The sequence below is a fragment of the Ralstonia sp. 22111 genome (assembly GCF_052045895.1).
Lineage (GTDB): Bacteria > Pseudomonadota > Gammaproteobacteria > Burkholderiales > Burkholderiaceae > Ralstonia > Ralstonia wenshanensis.
Genome location: NZ_JBQEPR010000004.1, coordinates 338,497 through 358,482, shown reverse-complemented (window position 1 = coordinate 358,482; position 19,986 = coordinate 338,497). Strand labels below are relative to the sequence as shown.

Here is a 19,986-nt window from a genome sequence, read left to right as displayed (position 1 = left end):
CCGTCAGGCTTCAAGCCAGACGTTCTCGGCAAACGAGTAGCCCATCAGTCCACCCAGCGGGATCGGCGCCAGGCCCTTGAGCTTGGTCGTGTGCCCATCGATGCTGGCCAGGAACAGCGGAATGCCGATGCCCGCTTCCCCGTGGATCATGGTCTGCATGTCGGCGTACATCTGCTTGCGCTTGGCGACATCCGTCTCGGCGCGGGCGGCGACGAGCAACTGGTCGAACTTCGGGCTTTTCCAGCGCGATTCATTCCAGGCCGCGTCGGACTTGAAGAACTGCGTGAGGATCGTGTCGGCGCTCGGGCGTGGATTGACGTTGCCAAAACCGACCGGGCTGCTCAGCCAGTGGTTGGACCAGTAACCGTCGGCCGGCATGCGCTTGACGTCGAGGTCCAGGCCGATGCGCTGCGCGGTCTGCTGCAGCACCAGTGCAATCTCCACCGAATACTGCGCCGCCGGCGAGGCCACAACGGGAATCTTGCCGGTCACGCCAGACTTCTGCAGGTGGAATTTCGCCTTGTCGATATCGAACGCGCGCTGCGGCAGCTCCTTGAAATAGAAGCGGTTGGTCGGGTCGATCGGCTGGTCGTTGCCGAGCACCGCGTAATCCAGCGCGATGGTCTTCTTCATCTGTTCGCGGTCGAACAGGTACTTCATCGCCATCACGAAATCGGGGTTCGCGCCCGGGCCCATATCCTTGCGCATGATCAGGTCAGAGTACTGGCCCGATTGCGTCGTGAAGATGGCGTAGCCTGGCGTGCTCTTGACGCGTGCCACGGCACGCGGGTTGACGGACGCCACCAGGTCCATCCCGCCCGAGAGCAGCGCGTTGACGCGCGCGCTTTCATCGCCGATGCCGACGAACTCGATCTCGTCCAGATACGGCTTGCCCGGTTTCCAGTACCCGTCGTTGCGCACGACGACGGTACGCACGCCAGGCTTGAACTCCTTGATCTTGTACGGGCCGGTGCCGATGCCGCCGCTGAAATCGGTGGTGCCGTCCTTGACGATATGGAAGTGGAAGGTGCCGAGGATCACGGGCAAGTCGGCGTTCGGAGCGGTCAGCACCACCATCACCTCGTTCGGCCCGGTCGCCTTGACGCTCTCGATCTGGTCGGCCAGCACCTTGGCCTTCGAGGCAGTGGCCGGATCCTTGTGGCGCATGACGGAATACACCACGTCTGCCGGGGACAGGGCCTTGCCATCGTGGAAGGTCACACCCTTGCGCAGCGTCAGCACCCAGGTCTTGGCATCGGCCGTGTGGTACGACTCGGCCAGCGCAGGGCGCGGCGTGAGGCTGCCGTCCAGCACGAACAGGCCGTTGTAGACCATGTTGCAGCGCACGTAGTCGTTCTGGTTCGACTGCTTGGCCGGGTCGAGCGTGTCGGTCGCTGCTGCGGTGGCCGCCGCCACGCGGATGCGTCCACCACGGCGCGGCGTCTGCGCATACGCGCTGACGGCCGTGCCCGCCAGGCTGCCGGCGAGCGTGGCCTGCATGCCACCGGCCATCAGCATCTTCAACACGTCGCGTCGCGAGGCACCGCGCTTGAGCGACGCCATCACCCGCTGGCTTTCGGCGGGACCGACAAGGTTCTCGAACTCGTTATGGCTGTCGCTCATGGTGGGGCTCCTGATGGATCTGGTCTGATTGGAATGCGTTGCGATCGTTGGATACTGCGGAAGACTGCGTTTGCGGCACCGCTCAGGCAAACCGGTCTTTGAGCTGGTAGTACATGCCGACCGCGGGCAAAAACCACGGCGGGCCAAAGTGACCGGGAATGGCGCTCCACGCGCGATCTCGCCACGGGTTGGCAGCAGCGTCGCCGGCCATGACTTCGGCCATGCGCTCGCCCATGTGCACGGACATCTGCGTGCCATGCCCGCTGTAGCCCATGGAGTAGAACAGGCCGTCACGTTCACCCGCATGCGGCAGGCGATCTTGCGTCATGTCGACAAGGCCGCCCCAGCAGTAATCGAGGCGCACATCGCGCAACTGCGGGAAGGTTTCCGTCAGGCCGGCGCGGAGCACCTCGCCGCTCATCGCATCCTGCTGCGGGCTCGACACCGCAAAGCGTGCGCGGCCACCAAACACCAACCGGTGATCTGGCGTCAGCCGGAAGTAGTGATGAATATTCGCCACCGTCACATACGTGCGGCGCGCTGCCAGCAACGCGTGCGCGCGCTCCGCACCCAGCGGTTCGGTGGTGACGATAAAGCTGCCAATCGGGACGATGCGCCGACGCAGCCAGCCGAACGTGCCGTAACCGCCGTGGCGCGACGCGCCCGTCGCCAGCAGCACCTGTTTGGCCAGCACCGTGCCGCGCGTGGTGTGGACACGATGCACCTGCCCTTGCACACGCTCGACGCGTTGCACGCACGTGCGCGTATGAACTTGAGCACCCTGACGCTGTCCCGCCATGGCCAGGCCCTGCGCAAAGCGGCCCATGTGCATCTGCCCGCTGCGCTTGTAGAGCAGGCCGCCATGAAAGCGCTCGCTCTGGATTTCAGCACGCACGCGAGCAGCATCGAGTATCTCGACATCCCGATCCACACCATCCGCGATCAGCCGGTCCGCACTGCGTTGCAGGGCGTCCATCTGATACAGCTTGGTGGCGAGCTTGAGCTTGCCGTTGCGCTGGAAGTCGCAGGCGATGCCCTCCTCGCGCACGATGCGCTCCACCGTATCCACGGCGGCGTCGTAGGCGTGATACCAGGCGCGGGCGCGGTCCACGCCCACCTTGGCGGCCAGGTCGGCGTAATCCACTGCCAGGCCGTTGTTCACGTGGCCGCCGTTCCGCCCCGACGCCTCGGGCGCCACCCTCTCGCCCGCTTCCAGCACGACCACGCTGGCGCCACGCCGGGCCAGCGCCAGCGCGGCCGACAACCCCGTGAAACCACCGCCGACAATCACCACGTCTGCCTGCGCCGGCAGATCGTGCGCGTCCAGCGCCAGCGCGGGCACCGAGTCGTTCCAGTAGGAGTCGAGTTTCATGGAGGTCATGTGGGGTGGCGATCGAGACGCAGCTTAGAGGCCAACAACACCGGGCAGGCCGCCGATGTCCTGGATCTCGGTGTAACGGTACGCCGGATTGCCGGGGCCGTGACCGCGGTTGACGAACACCTTGTTGACGATGCCGAGGTCATCGGCCGACATCAGGTCGTAGCGCAGGCTGGACGACACGTGCAGCACGTCTTCCGGATTGCAGCCCAATGAATCGAACATGTATTCGAACGCCTTCAGGCGCGGCTTGTAGGCCTGAGCCTGCTGCGCCGTGTACACGCGGTGGAACGGCGCACCGAGCATCGCCACATTCTTCTGGATCTGCGAGTCATCGGCGTTGGACAGGATCACCAGCGGGATTTCCTTGGCGACCTTGGCCAGACCTGCCGGCACGTCGGCATGCGGGTCCCACGTCGGCACGGCATCGTAGTAAGCCTGGCCATCGGTGTCGAAGTACTGGATCTTCCATTTCTTGCACAGGCGGCGCACCGCGTTTTTCAGCACGACCTCGTACGGTTTCCAGTCGCCCAGCACCTCGTCGAAGCGGTAGGCAGTGAAGTCGGCGATGAACTGCTCCATCTGCTCGGCCGGAATGCGATCGGCAAACAGCTCGCGCGTCATCTCGCCCATGCGGAAGCGCGTGAGCGTGCCATAGCAGTCAAAGGTGATGTACTTGGGGCGGAAGGTCATGGTTTGAGGTCCTAAGGTCCTGAAGGTGGCTGCTGTTATGCAGTCTTTGCAGCACGGTTATGACGAAATCATTGAAGCACGCAGACTCGTAACGGTTGTAGGGAAATGCGCGGTCTCACGTGAGAAAGCTGCTGTTTCGGATGGCACTCGCGGCATGCCATGCGGTCTGCACCGCTGGCGTGCCGCACGCACCGCCAAGGCACGCTAGTGCGTCGCAGCAAAATCGATCAGCACACTTTTGAAGCGCAGGTTGGCCTCCACGGCTTGCCGGCCCAGATCCTTGCCGATGCCCGACTGGTGATAGCCGCCGGTGGGGATGACGAAATCTGCGCTGCGTCCATAGCGGTTGATCCAGACCGTACCCGCTGCGATGCCGCGCATGGCGCGCAGCGCGCGTCCGATATCTGCGGTGTGCACGCCGGCGGCCAGGCCGTAGTGTTCGTGTGCGGCGAGTGCCAGGCCTTCCTCTTCGTCATCGAAGGTTTGCACCGTCAGCACAGGGCCGAAGATTTCTTCCTGCACGGCCGGGTTGTCTGCGCGCACGCCTTCGAGCACCGTGGGCTGGAAATACGCCCCGCCGGGGCCGTCGCCAAACAGGCCCCCGCCGCAGCGCACCTGCGCGCCGGCATCGCGCGAACGCTCCACGATGTCGAGAATGCGCCCCGCCTGCGCCGCCGAAATGATCGGCGGCAGCGTGGCGGTGTCGTCCCAGGTGGCGCCGGGCCGCAACGCGGCAAAGCGTGCGGTGATGCGCTCGATCAATGCCTGGGCAACCTGCCGTTGCACGATCAGGCGCGAGCCCGCCACGCACACCTGTCCTGCATTGCCGGTGATGGCGCCCGCGACAATGGCCGCCAGCCGGTCGATATCCGGCGCGTCAGCAAATACGAGCTGCGGGCTCTTGCCACCCAGCTCCAGCGTGACGGGCTTGGGGCCATGCGAGGCGCAGGTCGCCATGATGGCGGCGCCGGTGCGGGTCGAGCCGGTGAAGGTCATCTTGGAGATCAGCGGATGCCGCGTGAGCGCGTCGCCCGTGGTGCGGCCATCTCCCTGCACCACGTTGAAGAGGCCCGGCGGCACGCCCGCTTCGATGGCCAACTCGGCCAGCCGGATGGCCGAATATGGCGTCAGCTCGGATGGTTTGAGCACGACCGCGTTGCCGGCAGCCAGCGCCGCACCGACCTTCCACGAGACCATCACCAGCGGAAAATTCCACGGCGTGATCGCACCGACTACGCCATAGGGTTCGGCCACCACCATGCCGAGGTTGTCGTGACGCGTGGCTGCCACGTCGCCGCCGAGCTTGTCGGCGTATTCGGCAAAGAAGCGCAGGCCCTCGGCGGTGAATGGCACGTCCCAGGCGGCGGCGTCGCGCAGCGGGCGGGTGGAGCACACGGCCTCGAGCGGCGCCATGTTGGCCACGTCGGCGTCGATCAGGTCGGCCCAGCGGCGCAGCACGCGCGCCCGGTCACGCGGTGCACGGCGCGCCCAGTCCGTCGTGCGCCACGCCTGCCACGCATCTTGCACGGCAGCGTCGACGGTGGAAGCGTCCGCCAGCGGCAGCTCTGCATGCACAGCGTTGTCGGAAGGGCGGCGTACGGTGATGCGGCCGGCGTCGGGCACAAGCCTGCCGCCGATGAAATGGCCGGAAGGTACGCGGATGGTCTGGGGGTCAAATTTGGCCACGAAATTGGGGGGTGCCGAAGCCCGGCACCCATATCGAAATGAGGTCATTGATGCTAGGCAGGAAGGCTCGGCATTTGGTTTCGTAACCGGGGGCGCTACCGCATCGAATTGCGAAACCCACACCCTCGACAGACGATGCTTGCAAATTGCGGGCAAACCCGAATTCGATCTGGCTCCCGGCGGCGATGTCGTCCAAGATGAGTGCCGGTGCCACCTTCATCCTTCGCCGGAAGGAACCTCCCATGTCTTCCTCGTCCGTACCTGCACAGAACCTGCCCGCCGACGACGGCGTGCTGCTGCGCCCCATGACTGCCGACGATCTGGCCCAGGCGCATGCCCTGTCAGAAGAGCAGCGCTGGCCGCACCGCCCGGCCGACTGGGCGCAGAGTTTTGCGCATGCCGAGGGCATCGTCGCCGAGCGCGACGGCCAGATCATCGCTACCGCGCAACGTTGGCGCTGGGGGCCGCGCCACGCCACCATCGGGCTGGTCATCGTGACGCCGGCATGCCAGGGCCGGCGCATCGGCCATCGCTTGATGAGCGCACTGCTCGACGGCCTGGACAACCACACCGTGCTGCTGCATGCCACCGCAGAAGGGCGCGGCTTGTATGAGCGACTGGGCTTTGTGCGCACCGGCGAGATCCGCCAGCACCAGGGCGTTGCCCAACCCACGCCGCTGATCGCCCTGCCCACAGGCTGGCGCTTGCGCCCTGCCGGGCTCAATGAGGCTGCGGATTTGCGCCGGCTCGATGCGCAGGCGCGGGGCATGCCGCGCGATGCACTGATCGACGATCTGCTCGCCAGCGCAGACGCCTGCGTCGTGCTGGACGACGATGGCGAGGCGCGCGGCTTTGCGATGCTGCGCCGATTCGGGCGCGGCCACGCCATCGGCCCCGTGGTCGCCCCGGACGCCGAGAGCGCCAAGGCGCTGATCGCGCATCTGGCGGGCATCAACGCCGGCCACTTCACTCGCATCGACATCGACTTCGACAGCGGTCTGGCGGAGTGGCTGGAGAGCATCGGCCTGCTGCGCGTCGACGCCCCCACCACCATGGTGCGCGGCGAGCCGCTGGCCACACCACCCGGCGCGCCCGCGCTGTTTGCCATCGTGACCCAGGCAATGGGTTGAACCCCGAACACCGCGCCGACCGCTCATCGTGACGACTACGTTCCTCTACAAGTCCGACCCTGTTCGCGGCCGGCAATGGGCGGAGGTCTTCCGCCAGCACGCGCCCGACATCGACTTCCGCATCTGGCCCGACATCGGCGATCCGCTACGGGTGCGCTTTCTTGCAGCCTGGGAGCCGCCCGCCGATATTGCGACGCAGTTCCCGCACCTGGAGGTGCTGTTCTCCTCGGGCGCGGGGGTCGATCAATTCAACTTTGCGGCGCTGCCGCCCGCACTGCCCGTGGTGCGCATGGTGGAGCCCGGCATCGTGCGCGGCATGGTGGAGTACGTCACGCATGCCGTGCTGAGCCTGCACCGCGACATTCCAGCCTACCGCCGCCAGCAGCAGGCGGAACAGTGGCGCCCGCTGCCGGTGCGGCCGGCCAATGAACGCCGCATTGGCGTGCTCGGGCTCGGCTCGCTTGGGCAGGCCGTGCTGGCCCAGTTGCAGGGTTTCGGTTTCGACTGCGCGGGCTCGAGCCGATCGCGCCATGCCATCGACGGCGTGCAGTGCTTTGCCGGGCAAGAGGAACTCGCAGCCTTCCTGGCGCGCACCGACATCCTGATCTGCTTGATGCCGTTAACCGATGCCACGCGCGGCGTGCTGAACGCAGCGCTGTTCGCACAATTGCCGCAAGGCGCCGCGCTGGTGCACGTTGGCCGCGGCCCGCAACTGGTGAGCGACGACCTGCTTGCAGCGCTTGACAGTGGGCAGCTCAGCGAAGCCATGCTCGACGTGACCGACCCCGAACCGCTGCCCGCCAGCCATGTGTTGTGGCGCCATCCGCGCATCCACATCACGCCGCACATTGCCAGCATGACGCAACCGCTTTCCGCAGCAGCGGTGGTCATCGACAACCTGCGCCGCTTTACCGCCGGCGAGCCCATGGTCGGGCTGGTGGACCGCTCGCGCGGCTACTGAAACCACGTATCAAACGGCGCGCCGCACGATCTGCTGCTGCGCGCCGAACAACAGCAGCACGCTGCGTTCTTCCCGCGCAAAGCAGCACCAAGCCTCAGGCGCCACGGCCTACTCTTGAGTCCATTGATTGCCTTCATTGCGCGAACGGACTCTGCCATGACCCAGCTCACCGATCTGCCCCAACTTGCCTCGCTTGACGCCATCGACCGCGCGCACCTGATCCACCCGGTCGCCTCCTGGCGCACCCATGAGCAACGCGGGCCCACCGTGCTGGCATCCGGACGCGGTGCGTGGCTGACCGACGCACACGGCAACGAGTTACTCGACGCCTTCGCGGGCCTCTGGTGCGTCAACGTCGGCTATGGCCAGGAGAGCGTGGTGCAGGCGGCCGCCGAGCAGATGCGCCGCCTACCCTACGCCACGGGCTACTTCCATTTCAGCAGCGAGCCCGCCATCCGCCTGGCCAACAAGCTTGTGCAGATCACGCCGCGCTCGCTCAATCACGTCTATCTCACGCTGGGTGGGTCTGAGGCGGTGGATGCGGCGGTACGTTTCATCGTCCAGTACTTCAATGCCGTCGGCAAGCCGGCGAAGAAGCATTTCATTTCACTCGAGCGCGGGTATCACGGTTCGTCGTCCACGGGCGCGGGGCTGACGGCGCTGCCGGCGTTCCATCGTGATTTCGACTTGCCGCTGCCGACGCAGCACTACATCGCTTCGCCCAATCCATACCGCGCGGCAAACCCGGCAGACTCGCAGGGCATCATCGCAGCTTCGGTGGCGGCATTGCGCGCCAAGGTGGCGGAGCTGGGCGCAGACAACGTCGCCGCATTCTTCTGTGAGCCGATCCAGGGCTCCGGTGGCGTGATCGTCCCGCCCAAGGGCTGGCTGAAAGCCATGCGCGACGCTACGCGCGAACTGGGCATTCTGTTCGTCGTGGATGAAGTCATCACCGGCTTCGGGCGCACCGGCCCGATGTTTGCCTGCGATGCCGAAGGCGTCGACCCCGACATCATGACGATGGCCAAGGGGCTTACGGCAGGCTATGTGCCGATGGGCGCAACGATGGTCTCCGACCAGATCTACGCGGGCATTGCCGACGGCGCCCCCGCCGGTGTGCCGATCGGCCACGGGGCGACGTATTCGGCCCATCCGGTGAGCGCGGCCGTGGCGCTCGAAGTGCTGCGCCTGTACGAAGAAGGCGGCATCCTCGCCAACGGCCAGCGCGGCGCGGCCAGTTTTGCGGCGGGACTGGACGGGTTGCTCACGCATCCGCTGGTGGGCGACTCACGCCATCGCGGCCTGCTGGGCGCGCTGGAACTCGTGAGCGACAAGGCCACCAAGCTGGGCTTCGATGCCGCACTTGGCCTGCCCAACCTGATTGCCTCGGCTGCCTATGGCAACGGCCTCGTGTTCCGCGCGTTTGGCGACAACATCCTCGGCTTTGCCCCCGCGCTGACCTACACCGAAGACGAATTCGCCCAACTCTTCGCGCGCCTGAAAAAGACGCTCGACGACGTGCTGGCCATGCCGGCCGTGCGTGCGGCGCTCGCCTGATGCAACCAGTAGCAACAGGCCCAACAAGCTGACACAAAAGACACCGGCTGCCGCAGAATCGGATCTATCTTCCACGCCTTCGCCCCTGCCATGACCGAAGCTCTCAAGATCGATCGTCTGGACCTGCGCATCCTCGCCCAACTACAGAAGAACGGGCGCATGACGAACGTGGACCTGGCCGACGCCGTGGGCCTGTCGCCGAGCCCGTGCCTGATCCGCGTCAAGCGCCTGGAGCAGGCCGGCTACATCTCCGGCTACGGCGCGCACATCCGCCTGGAAAAGCTGGGCGACACGCTGACCGTCTTCACCGAGGTCACGTTGTCGGACCACCACCGCGAAACTTTCGTGCGCTTCGAAGCTGCCATCCGCGAGGTGGACGAAGTGCTCGAATGCCACCTGCTCTCCGGCGGCTACGACTACCTGCTGCGCTTCATCACGCGGGGCGTCAACCACTACCAGGAAGTGATTGAAGACCTGTTGGAACGCAACATCGGCATTGCCAAGTATTTCAGCTACATCGTCATCAAATCGCCGTTCATCAAAACGCACTGTCCGATCGAACGGCTCTTTCCCAACCAACGCTGACGCCTCTCGAAACCGAGTCCACTGTTGGATACGGTGAGGACCCACCCTGCATGACAACCGCCCTGATGCTGCACCGCGCCGACGGCGCCCCAATCTCAACCGAGTTCCGGCAAGCCGCCCTGAGCCCAAACGACCCCTTCGCGCAAGAACGGGAGATTGCCTGGGAAGGGCCAAACGCAATGAGCGCGGGGCGGGCGACCTTTGTCGGCGAGCGGGATGTCGCTAGCTTTCCGCATACGGAGACGCTCGCCGTCGTGGGGGGCGAGTTGACGCTCACGGCGCCGGGCTCGGCACCCCAGGTGATCGGCACGGGCTCCGGCGCGGTCATTGCATCCGGCACAGCGGTGCGCATCGAGGCTGCCGCCGGCGTTCGATTCGTGTTCTGCGCTGCTGTCATCAACACACCGACCACGCCGGCGCTCATCCCGCTGCACGCCGATGCGGACTTCAAACCCTCGGGTGGACCCGCGCCCGAAGTGCTGATCGGGCCGGTTCCGCAGTGTCGCAGCGATAACGTCTTCACCGACGAGCCAACGCAATACCGTGCGGGCACGTGGGACTCGACGCCGTATCACCGCATCGTGCGCGCGCATCCGGTGAACGAGTTCATGTACGTGCTCGATGGCGGTGTGCAATTCGCTGGCCCGGATGGCAACGTGCTGTCCGTTGGCACCGGCGATGCCATCTTCGTGCCGCAGGGCACCGCCATCGGATGGCAAAGCACAGAGCGCGTCGCCAAGTTCTACGTGGTGCAGAACGCACAGGCCTGAACGAACGAGGAGCACGAGTCATGTCCCAGCCGTTGCGCCTCATCGAGAGCGCCTCTTCCCTTCCAGCGCAGGCCGACGTCGTCGTGATCGGCGGCGGCATCATCGGCGTCTTTGCTGCCTATTACCTGGCCAGGCGCGGCGTGTCGGTGGCCGTGGTCGAAAAGGGCCGCATCGGTGCCGAACAGTCGAGCCGCAATTGGGGCTGGTGCCGACAGCAAAACCGCGATGCACGTGAACTGCCGATGGCCACCAAGAGCCTTGAACTGTGGGAGCAGTTTGCCGCTGACACGGGAGAAGACACAGGTTTCCGCCGCTGCGGCCTGCTCTATCTGAGCAACGACGAAGAAGAACTTGCCCGCTGGACGAAGTGGCGCGATTTCGCAAAGACGGCCGGCGTGACCACGCACATGCTGAGCAGCACTGAGGCCTCCGAGCGTGGCCGCCTCACCGGTCGCGCTTGGAAGGGCGGCGTGTTCTCACCGAGCGACGGCACGGCGGACCCTGCCAAGGCGGCGCCATCTGTGGCGGCTGCGCTCATGAAGCTCGGCGGGACTGTTCACCAGAACTGCGCTGCACGGGGCATTGAGGTCGCGGGCGGCCGCGTGAGCGGCGTCGTCACGGAAGCCGGGACCATCAAGACCCGCACCGTGGTGTTTGCCGGCGGCGCTTGGGCCTCGTCGTTCTGTCGCCAATTGGGCATCCGCTTTCCGCAGGCCACCGTTCGCCAGTCCATCGTGCGGGTGACGGGCGTGACCGAGCCGGTGCCAGACGCCTTGCACACTGCACGCGTTTCCATCACCCGCCGCAGCGATGGCAGCTACAACCTGGCCATCAGCGGGCGCGGGCGCGTGGACCCAACCGCGCAGTTGCTGCGCTTCGCCCCGCAGTTTCTGCCGATGTTCGCAAAGCGCTGGCGCAATGTGTTTCCGGGCGGATTGGAAGGCATTCGCGCCGGCCACGAAACACTCGCGCGGTGGCGGCTCGATGCCCCCACGCCCATGGAGCGCATGCGCATCCTCGACCCGCGGCCCGATGCAGCGGCCGTCAGACAAACCTACAACCGCGCTGTTGAACTGCTGCCGGTGCTGGGCCAAGCAGGCGTCGCCAACGCCTGGGCCGGTTTCGTGGACAACACCCCGGACGGCGTGCCCGGTATCGGCGAAGTGCCGGAGATTCCCGGGTTCATTTTGGCCGCGGGCTTCTCGGGCCACGGGTTCGGTATCGGCCCCGGCGCCGGTCATCTGATCGCCGATCTGGTGACCGGTGAAAAGCCGATCTTCGACCCTGCCCCCTACGACCCGGCGCGTTTCAAGCACTCGGCCTGGGGCAAGGTCGCAGATTTCTAAGGCAGCAATATCGGCAAGGCGACGCGCGTGGCCGCGGTTCAAGAAGCCGATGGAACGGCGGCCAACGCGCGGCGGGCGACTTCGCAAAACCAGCGCACGCCCAGCGGCAACGCGTCGTCGTTGAAGTCGTAGCACGGGTGGTGCAGCGGGTGTTCGCCATCGGGGCCGGCGCCGGCACGGCCTTGGCCGAGCCAGAGATAGGCGCCAGGCTTGCGCTGCAACATGAAAGCGAAGTCTTCTGAGGTGAATGCAGCGCGTGGCGCCTCTGCAGCCTCCAGGCCGATCGCTTGCGCCGCGTCCAACGCGAGCAGCGCCTCGGCCGGCGTGTTGATGGTGGCCGGGTAATAGCGGCGGTAGTCCACCTCCACCTGCGTGCCGCTGCCCAGCGCGATGCCATTGGCCGTGTCGCGCAACGCCGCCTCGATGCGATCCTGCGATACGGCATCAAAGCTGCGCACGGTGCCGGTGATGCGCACTTCGGCCGGCAGCACGTTATGGCTGTGTCCGCCTTCGATGCGCGTGACGGACAACACCGCCGATTCGTTCGGATCAATCCGCCGCGACACGATGGTGTGCAGCTGCGCCACCAGCTGGCTGGCCGCGAGGATGGCATCCGGCGTGTGGTGGGGCTGGGCCGCATGCCCGCCACGCCCGCGCACGGTGATGTCGAACCGGTCTGCTGCCGCCATGATCGGGCCGGGCCGCGTCTGCGCGTGCCCCAGCGGCAGATCCGGCCAGTTATGCAGCGCATAGACGCTGTCGCACGGAAAACGCTCGAACAGGCCGTCTTCAATCATCCGGCGCGCGCCGGCCTGGCCCTCTTCGGCTGGCTGGAAGATGAAGTGGACCGTGCCGTCGACACCCGTTCGCGCGAGTTGGCGCGCCGCACCGATCAGCATGCTCGTGTGCCCGTCATGCCCGCAGCCGTGGTGCTTGCCCTGCATGCGGCTCGCGTGCGCTGAGCGGCCCAGCTCCACCATCGGCAGTGCATCCATGTCGGCACGCAGCGCAACGCTGCGTGTGCCCTGGCCGCCGCGCAGCGTACCCACTACGCCGGTGCCGCCGATGCCCTCCTCCACCGCCAGCCCCAACACCCGCAGCGACTGCGCGACGATGCCCGCCGTACGGTGTTCTTCGTAGGCGAGCTCCGGATTCGCGTGCAGGTCGCGGCGCAGTGCCACGAGGTCCGGCAGCAGATCGGCGACCGGCCCGGCAATGTCGTCTCGCTTCACTTGCCGGCCTCGACCGCATCGGCCAACTGGGCCAGCGTATGAAAATGGTAGTCAGGCACGGTGTGCTCGGATTCGATGGTGCCGCCCGAATCCTTCATGCCGTGCCGGCGCTCGATCCAGCAGGTGGTGATGCCGAGGCGCTTCGCGATGCCGATGTCGTGGTACTGGCTCTGCGCCACGTGCAGGTTGTCGCCCTGCTTGAAGCCCCACGCGCCTTCATAGCGGCCGCGTGCGTAGGCGAAATACCGCGCATCGGGCTTCTCGCACAAGGCATCGTCGCAGCTGAGCAGCAGGTCGAACGGTGCGCCCAGCGTCCGCTGGAAATGGTCGAGCGCCCACGATTGCGCGTTGGTCATGGTGACGAGCTTGAAGCGCTTGCTCAACCGCTGCAGCGCCTCCACCGAATCGGGAAACGCCGGCCATTCGGCCACCGAATCGCGAAAGCCGCGGGCCAGCGTATCGGTATCGGGCAAACCAAGCTGCTGCGCGACGATGTGCCAGCACGGTACCAGGTCGTCGGGGTACCACTCGGTCTGGCCGCGTTTGCGTGCGGCCCGATAGGCGCTCAGAAAATCCTCGTCGGTAACCTTGCTGTCGGGCACCGCACGGCGCAGGTAGGCGAGCATGCCGCCCTCGAAATCGATCAACGTTCCGACGACGTCGAAAGTCAGCACTTTGAAATCCCGAAGGGCCATGACAACGCTCCTGAGTGGTTGAACGCCAGAAAGAATCCAAGGGTGGCGGCAAGCCGCCTTGCATGGCGTCTAGCTTAGGAGCAGCGGCGCCGACGATGGTGCCGATCGCGCGCCGCGACACGGCAGCGAATTGCGTTTTTGCCGACGCGGCGCGCAGATCGTTTGGTGGGCGCCCGGACGTCCGGAGGCCCGGAGGCCCGGACACCCTTAACCGCGCCGCCCGTGGTGGTTACCTCCAGGTGCGTACTTGTTGCCGCGCCGCACCGTCCTTACTCTGGGTGCATCGCAACGCATCCGCTTGCCGGCCCGGCAACGGAAACCACGGAGGCCCCATGCTTCAAACCGCCTGGCTCTGGCTGCTGGCAGCCGGCGCTGTGGAGATCGCCATGGCGATCTCGCTCAAATTTGCGCAAGGGTGGACGCGACCCATCCCTAGTGTGCTCGGCATCGTGGCGGCGCTTGCCAGCGTCTTCCTACTCACGCATGCCATGCGCGGCCTGCCTGCCGGCACGGCCTACGCCATCTGGACGGGCATCGGCTCGGTGGGGGTGACGGTGCTCGGCATCGTGCTCTTTGGCGAAAGCCTGCAGCCCGCGCGCCTGGCGTGCATCGGGCTGGTGATTGCCGGCACCGTTGGCCTCAATTTCTTTAACGCAGCGTAAGACCGCACCAGGAGCCCCTCATGACCCGCCTGCTCTATATCGAAGCCTCTCCCATGAAAACGCTGTCCCACTCCATCGACGTGGCAAAGCAGTTTCTCAACGCCTACCGCACCGCGCACCCCGGCCACGAGATCGACACGATCGACTTATGGAGCAAGAGCATCGACCTGCCAGAGTTCGACGCCGACATGATCGGCGCCAAGTTTGCCGTCCTGCGCACCCAGAACGCCACGCCGGAACAGCATGCGCAATGGCAGCGCGCCGTGGCGTTGTGGCAGCGCTTCAACGCGGCCGATCATTACCTCTTTTCCGTTCCGATGTGGAATTTCGGAGTGCCGTATCGGCTCAAGATGTGGTGACGCTGCCGGGGCAGAACTGGAACTGGTCGGCCGCCACGGGCTATCAGGCGCTGCTCTCGGGCAAGAAGGCGGCGCTTATCTACGCCAGCGCCGGCGCATACGCAGCGCACACGGAAGGCGCGAGCGAATCGCCCGACGATTTCCAGAAGCCCTATCTGCGCCGCTGGCTGCGTTTTCTCGGCATTGAAGACGTTACGGAGATCAGCGCCGCCCCCACGCTGACGGCGCCCGATCTGCTCGCGGCGACCAAGGCCGACGCCAACGCGCGGGCGGCGGCGTTGGGCGCAGCCTTTTGAAGCACACATCTTCCAGCCAGGTTGACTGCACGTCAAAGTGTATCTAACATGGTTACACTTTACGCTTGCCGCCATGTCCACCAGCAGCCGCTTCGCCGTCGCCGTACACATCCTGACCCTGCTCGCCAGTACGGAGGGGCCGGTGCCGTCATCGCTCATCGCTGGCAGCGTGGGAACGAACCCGGCGCTCATCCGGCGGTTGGTGGCGCAGTTGGCCGACGCCGGTTTCGTGACCTCGCAGATGGGCGCGACGGGCGGCGCCACTCTCGCGCGACCGGCAGACCGCATCACGCTGCTCGACGTATTTCGCGTGGTGGAATCTCCGGTGCTGATTGCGCTGCCGCCCAATGCGCCCAACCCGGCGTGCGAGGTCGGCCGCGAGATCACCGGCGTGCTGGAGCGCGTGACCGAACGCGCGCAAGCCGCGCTGGAAGCCGAGCTGGCGGTGCAAACCATCGCCGGCATCCTCAGCGAGGTCGGACACGCACAGCGCCGCCGTCGCCGGGCCTAGCCGGGCCGCATGGCGGCCTATTTTTTTACCCCTATATGTAACTACAGCAATTACATATAACGTTTCAGCCACCCACCCAACTACAAGGAATTGACCATGAAGATCGCAATCATCGGCGCCACGGGGCACGTGGGCACCCGCCTGATCGACGAAGCGCTACGCCGAGGCCATCAGGTGACGGCCATTGCGCGCACCGCGTCGAAACTGCCCGCACGCGCGGGGCTGACCACCAAGGATGTCGACGTGGCCGACCAGGCTGGCCTCGTTGCCGCGCTTGCCGGCAACGATGTGGTCTATAGCACCGTACGTTTCTTGCAATCCAATGCCGAGCAGATTGTTGGTGCGGTGAAGAAGGCCGCCGTGCCGCGCCTGCTGGTGGTCGGTGGCGCGGGCAGCCTGGAAGTAGCCCCGGGGGTCGCGCTGATCGACACGCCGCAGTTCCCCAAGGAGTACTTTGACGAAGCTTCGGCCGGCCGCGATTTCCTCAACGCGCTGCGCAAGGAAACCGAGTTGAATTGGACGTTCGTGTCGCCGTCGGCCATCTTCGAACCGGGCCAGCGCACGGGGCACTTCCGCATCGGCAAGGATTCGCTGCTGGTGGATGCGAACGGCAAGCCCTGGATTTCGATGGAGGACTTCGCCATCGCCTTCCTCGACGAAACAGAAAAGCCGGCACACCCGCGCCAGCGTTTCACGGTCGGTTACTGATCAGCGGCAGCTGGAGGTCTGTGCCGGCGCGCGCCAATCAATGGCTGGGCGTGTCGGCCATGCCGGGAGGCGCGTCATCGGGCTCGATCGGCTCGGGCGTGGAATCCAGCGCCGGCAGGCGGATCACGATCGCGCAGCCCCTGCCGTCCGCATGCGCCAGTCCGTCTTCGATGGCCACCGAGCCATTCCCCAGTTCAACGATACGGCGCACGATCGCCAAGCCCAGGCCGCTGCCCTGCGACTGGCTGGTGCGCGGGCGGTAGAAACGCTCGAACACGCGATCGCGCTCGTCGGGCGGGATACCGGGGCCGGAGTCTTCTATGCGCAGTTCGACCATCGGCGCACCGGCTTGCTCGATACGCTTGACGGCCAGGCGCACCTCGCCGCCGTTGGGCGTTTCGCGCACGGCGTTGTCGAGCACGTTTTCCACCAGCGTCGCAGCGTCTTCGTGCGATACCGAGACCCACGCCTGGTTGGCGCCGTCGTACGACAGCGTGATGTTGCGACGCTCTGCGCGCGAAGCCTGCTGGATCACGCCGCTGCGCGCGCACCCCGCCAAGTCGGACAACGCGCCCTGCGCAAGCTGTGCCTCCACGCGGCGCGCGTCCAGCCGGGCGATGGCGAGCAGCTTGGCAAGCGACTGCGTTGCGCGCGAGATGCCGCGATCAAATTCGCGCAGCGCGGTGGAACGATCGTCTTCGCTGTCGGAATGCGACACGACATACGCCTGCGCCTGAATGGCGGCGAGCGGCGTGCGCAGCTCGTGCGCGGCATCGGCAAAGAAACGGCGATCCGCCTCGATGCCGCGACGCACGCGCGCGAACAGTCCGTTCAAAGCGTCGACCAGCGGTTTCAGTTCGGCATGTTCCACGCTCTGCACGGGGTCGAGGTCGGCAGAATCGCGCGCCTCGACCTGACGCGTGAGCGTGCGCAGGGGCTTGAGGCCCTGGTGTGCGGCCCAGCCGACCATCACCATCAGCGCGCTCGCCAGGATGGCCAGCGCCACCGCCACTTCCTGGAAGAGATCGCGGATGGCGCGCTCGTAGGCCGTCAGCGGCTGCGCCACCGTGGCGGAAATCTTGCCGTCGACGCTGTCGACCGTGTAGCTGCGCCACGGCTTGCCTTCCAGCATGATCTCGACGACGGTGCCTTGCGCCTTGCCGCATGGCATGTTGGGCGCACCGGGGAAGGCGGTGATGACATTGCCGGCGCGATCGCACAGCACGTAGCGGAATTCGCCCGGCAGGATGTTGGGCAGCGACAGGCCCAGTTTGATGTCGGTGAGGCGGCGCAGGAATTCTTCGCGGCGCGGCACGTCATCCATGTTGAGCGTGGTGAGGTCCGCATAGGCCTGGGCCGACATGCGCAGATCGCTCACCACCTGGCGGCTGTTGGTGCGCGAGATTTCCAGATGCGCGATGACGAGCTGCACCAGCAGCATCAACACCAGCGCCAGCAGGATCAGCACATACAGGCGGAACGACAGCGAGCGAACCCGCAGGATGGCTGGAACCGCCAGCTTCATTGGGCGGCCCCACGGTTGCCGCCGATCATGTAGCCGACACCGCGAATGGTCTGGATGGTTTCGTTGCCGAGCTTGCGGCGCAGGTGGTGGATGACGACTTCGAGCGCGTTGGCACTGACGCTGTCGCCCTCACGATAGAGCGCGTCCATGAGCGTTTCGCGCGGCACCCAGCGGTGGGCGCGGCGCACAAGTTCAAGCAGCAGTTGGTATTCGCGCGGCGTGAGTTCGATGACCTGGCCCTCTTGCGTCACGCGCTTCTGCGAGGGCTCCACCACCAGGTTGCCGACGTTCCACTGGTTGGTGCTTTGCCCCGCATGCCGGCGCAGTACGGCGCGCAGGCGGGCGATGAGTTCGTCCACGGGAAACGGCTTGACGAGAAAATCGTCCGCGCCGGAATCCAGCCCCTTGAGGCGTTCCGACAGCGCATCGCGCGCGCTCGCAATGATGACGGGCACGTCGCTGTGCGCGGCGCGCAGTTCTTCCAGGAAGGTATGACCCTCACCATCGGGCAACCCCAGGTCCAGCACGATGGCTTCGAAGGTGTTGGTGGTGATCCATTTCTGCGCGTCGACCAGGCGGCGCACCCAGGTCGCGTTGTAGCCGGCCTGACGCAGCGCGCGGGCCAGTGCGGTGCCCAGCGGCAAATCGTCTTCGATAAGGAGGATGGCGTTCATGCGCGGGAATCTCGGCGGCGGTAATGACGGTAAACGGACAACCGGCGCGTGGGAAACAGGCGCCGGTGAAGGTCGAAATCTACCGCAACGGACTGAGCTTTGCCTTAAATGTGTTGAGACATGTGACGAGGAAGTCGCCTCGCGAACACATACCGGACGCGGGTCCGGGCATGCAACGTTGCATTTAGCTATCATTCCAAAATTCCGATTGCATTTTCCTTAAGCCGCCGCGCATGTTCCGCCTGCCCACCACCGCCACCGCGCCGTTCTGTCCATCCGAGGTGCGCGGCACCGTTGCCGTGCCGCCAGGCCTGCCGCTGTGGAAGAAGCTGCTGCGCTTTGCGGGGCCGGGGCTGCTGGTGTCGGTCGGTTATATGGACCCGGGCAACTGGGCCACCGACATCGAAGCCGGCTCGCGCTACGGCTATGCGTTGCTGTTCGTGGTGGTGCTCTCCAGCCTGGCGGCCATGGTGCTGCAGTGCCTGTCGGCGCGGTTGGGCATCGTCACCGGCATGGACTTGGCGCGTGCTTCCCGCAACCGCTATCAGCCCGGCGCATTGCGCGTGCAATGGCTTCTGGCAGAGCTGTCCATCATTGCGTGCGACCTGGCCGAGGTGCTGGGCTGCGCGCTGGCCTTCCATCTGCTGCTGGGCGTGCCGATCCTGTGGGGCGTGGCGCTCACCGCGCTGGACACGCTGATCGTGCTTGGCCTGAAGGGCAAAAACTTCCGCCAACTGGAAGCCATCGTGCTGGGGCTCATTCTCACGATTGGGCTGTGCTACTTCGTTGAACTCGTGCTCATCAAACCGCACTGGCCTTCAGTGGCGGCCGGGCTGATGCCGTCGTGGCAGGCCGTGAGCCAGCGCGAGCCGCTGTATCTGGCCATCGGCATCCTCGGCGCCACGGTGATGCCGCATAACCTGTACCTGCACTCGTCCATCGTGCAGACGCGCATGACGGCCAACACCGAAGATGCCAAGCGCGAGGCCATCGGCCTGTCGCGGCTGGACACCATCGCGTCGCTGGGCCTGGCCCTGCTTGTGAACGGCGCAATCCTGATCCTGGCGGCAGCGGCATTCAACGCGCACGGCCATCAGAACGTGGCTGACATCGAGGACGCCTACCACCTGCTGGAGCCCATCGTCGGGACGGCACTTGCGGGGCTGCTGTTCGGTATCGCGTTGCTGGCAGCGGGGCAAAGCTCGACCTTTACCGGCACCATCGCGGGGCAAATCCTCATGGAGGGCTTCCTCGATTTGCGCATGCCCTGCTGGCAGCGGCGGTTGATCACGCGAGCCCTGGCATTGATTCCCGCGTTTATCGGCGTGGCGATGCTGGGCGACCACGCCATCGGCAAGCTGCTCGTCATCAGTCAGGTGGTGCTCGGCCTGCAGTTGCCGTTTGCGATGTTTCCGCTGATCCGCATGACGGGCGATCGCACCCTGATGGGCGTCTTTGTTAACAGCCGGTTAACGTCGTGGCTGGCGTGGGGCCTGTTCGTCGTCATCGGCGTCGCCAATGTATGGCTGGTGTGGCAGGTACTGGCGGGCTGATACGCGCATTTCGGGAATCCCCCCACTAAAAATCCGCGCACG

Annotated in this window: 18 protein-coding genes and 1 pseudogene; 11 read left to right on the top strand and 8 right to left on the bottom strand. The window is 65.8% G+C overall.

Annotated elements, in window-relative coordinates:
- Positions 1-3: 3 nt before the first annotated feature.
- The 4 genes from ACTJK4_RS13480 to ACTJK4_RS13465 all read right to left on the bottom strand — a co-directional run bounded on the left by ACTJK4_RS13480 (position 4) and on the right by ACTJK4_RS13465 (position 5,428).
- Positions 4-1,623, bottom strand: coding sequence for an ABC transporter substrate-binding protein (locus ACTJK4_RS13480; RefSeq protein WP_440818128.1), 1,620 nt, complete (start codon positions 1,621-1,623; stop codon positions 4-6).
- Between the two features lie 82 nt (positions 1,624-1,705).
- Positions 1,706-2,995 carry an NAD(P)/FAD-dependent oxidoreductase gene (locus ACTJK4_RS13475; RefSeq protein ID WP_440818127.1) on the bottom strand — a complete coding sequence of 430 codons (1,290 nt, stop codon included), beginning with the start codon at positions 2,993-2,995 and terminating at the stop codon, positions 1,706-1,708.
- Positions 2,996-3,028: 33 nt separating this feature from the next.
- Positions 3,029-3,694, bottom strand: coding sequence for a haloacid dehalogenase type II (locus tag ACTJK4_RS13470; RefSeq protein WP_232039124.1), 666 nt, complete (start codon positions 3,692-3,694; stop codon positions 3,029-3,031).
- A gap of 204 nt (positions 3,695-3,898) precedes the next feature.
- Positions 3,899-5,428 (bottom strand): aldehyde dehydrogenase family protein, encoded by a 1,530-nt coding sequence (locus ACTJK4_RS13465; protein WP_440818126.1) that lies wholly within the window; start codon positions 5,426-5,428, stop codon positions 3,899-3,901.
- Between the two features lie 194 nt (positions 5,429-5,622).
- Here ACTJK4_RS13465 and ACTJK4_RS13460 point away from each other — a divergent pair, with 194 nt between their 5' ends.
- From ACTJK4_RS13460 to ACTJK4_RS13435, 6 genes are all read left to right on the top strand, one after another.
- Entirely contained in the window at positions 5,623-6,510 is an 888-nt protein-coding gene (locus tag ACTJK4_RS13460; RefSeq protein ID WP_440818125.1) for a GNAT family N-acetyltransferase, read from the top strand.
- 28 nt (positions 6,511-6,538) lie between these two features.
- Positions 6,539-7,471 (top strand): 2-hydroxyacid dehydrogenase, encoded by a 933-nt coding sequence (locus ACTJK4_RS13455; RefSeq protein WP_440818124.1) that lies wholly within the window; start codon positions 6,539-6,541, stop codon positions 7,469-7,471.
- 156 nt (positions 7,472-7,627) lie between these two features.
- Positions 7,628-9,028: an aspartate aminotransferase family protein gene (locus ACTJK4_RS13450; RefSeq protein WP_440818123.1), complete on the top strand. Its 1,401-nt coding sequence runs from the start codon at positions 7,628-7,630 to the stop codon at positions 9,026-9,028.
- Between the two features lie 90 nt (positions 9,029-9,118).
- A complete protein-coding gene (locus tag ACTJK4_RS13445; protein WP_039599256.1) occupies positions 9,119-9,613 on the top strand; it encodes an Lrp/AsnC family transcriptional regulator in 495 nt (164 codons plus the stop codon).
- 50 nt (positions 9,614-9,663) lie between these two features.
- The gene (locus tag ACTJK4_RS13440; RefSeq protein ID WP_440818122.1) at positions 9,664-10,383 is read left to right on the top strand and encodes a cupin domain-containing protein; all 720 of its coding nucleotides are present in this window, start codon (positions 9,664-9,666) and stop codon (positions 10,381-10,383) included.
- Between the two features lie 20 nt (positions 10,384-10,403).
- Complete coding sequence (locus tag ACTJK4_RS13435; RefSeq protein ID WP_260803226.1) at positions 10,404-11,729, top strand: NAD(P)/FAD-dependent oxidoreductase; 1,326 nt, start codon at positions 10,404-10,406, stop codon at positions 11,727-11,729.
- A 38-nt stretch (positions 11,730-11,767) separates the two neighbouring features.
- On the opposite strand, the gene ACTJK4_RS13430 is transcribed toward ACTJK4_RS13435, so the two are convergent.
- Together ACTJK4_RS13430 and ACTJK4_RS13425 are read right to left on the bottom strand one after the other, a co-directional pair.
- A complete protein-coding gene (locus ACTJK4_RS13430) occupies positions 11,768-12,961 on the bottom strand; it encodes an amidohydrolase (RefSeq protein ID WP_440818121.1) in 1,194 nt (397 codons plus the stop codon).
- Complete coding sequence (locus tag ACTJK4_RS13425; RefSeq protein WP_440818120.1) at positions 12,958-13,656, bottom strand: HAD-IA family hydrolase; 699 nt, start codon at positions 13,654-13,656, stop codon at positions 12,958-12,960. The genes ACTJK4_RS13430 and ACTJK4_RS13425 overlap by 4 nt, the downstream gene beginning before the upstream one ends.
- Before the next feature lie 332 nt (positions 13,657-13,988).
- On the opposite strand from ACTJK4_RS13425, the gene ACTJK4_RS13420 reads away from it, so the two are divergent.
- From ACTJK4_RS13420 to ACTJK4_RS13405, 4 genes and pseudogenes are all read left to right on the top strand, one after another.
- Entirely contained in the window at positions 13,989-14,318 is a 330-nt protein-coding gene (locus tag ACTJK4_RS13420; protein WP_440818119.1) for a DMT family transporter, read from the top strand.
- 20 nt (positions 14,319-14,338) lie between these two features.
- Positions 14,339-14,973, top strand: a pseudogene (locus tag ACTJK4_RS13415) (FMN-dependent NADH-azoreductase).
- 73 nt (positions 14,974-15,046) lie between these two features.
- Positions 15,047-15,484: an Rrf2 family transcriptional regulator gene (locus ACTJK4_RS13410; protein ID WP_440818118.1), complete on the top strand. Its 438-nt coding sequence runs from the start codon at positions 15,047-15,049 to the stop codon at positions 15,482-15,484.
- 96 nt (positions 15,485-15,580) lie between these two features.
- Complete coding sequence (locus ACTJK4_RS13405; protein ID WP_440818117.1) at positions 15,581-16,192, top strand: NAD(P)-dependent oxidoreductase; 612 nt, start codon at positions 15,581-15,583, stop codon at positions 16,190-16,192.
- A 37-nt stretch (positions 16,193-16,229) separates the two neighbouring features.
- Here the strand turns inward: ACTJK4_RS13405 and ACTJK4_RS13400 are convergent, their stop codons facing one another.
- Together ACTJK4_RS13400 and ACTJK4_RS13395 are read right to left on the bottom strand one after the other, a co-directional pair.
- A complete protein-coding gene (locus tag ACTJK4_RS13400) occupies positions 16,230-17,717 on the bottom strand; it encodes an ATP-binding protein (RefSeq protein WP_260803233.1) in 1,488 nt (495 codons plus the stop codon).
- Positions 17,714-18,391 (bottom strand): response regulator, encoded by a 678-nt coding sequence (locus ACTJK4_RS13395; RefSeq protein ID WP_004631528.1) that lies wholly within the window; start codon positions 18,389-18,391, stop codon positions 17,714-17,716. The genes ACTJK4_RS13400 and ACTJK4_RS13395 overlap by 4 nt, the downstream gene beginning before the upstream one ends.
- Before the next feature lie 233 nt (positions 18,392-18,624).
- On the opposite strand from ACTJK4_RS13395, the gene ACTJK4_RS13390 reads away from it, so the two are divergent.
- Positions 18,625-19,944: an Nramp family divalent metal transporter gene (locus ACTJK4_RS13390; RefSeq protein ID WP_440818116.1), complete on the top strand. Its 1,320-nt coding sequence runs from the start codon at positions 18,625-18,627 to the stop codon at positions 19,942-19,944.
- The last annotated feature ends 42 nt before the right edge of the window (positions 19,945-19,986 follow it).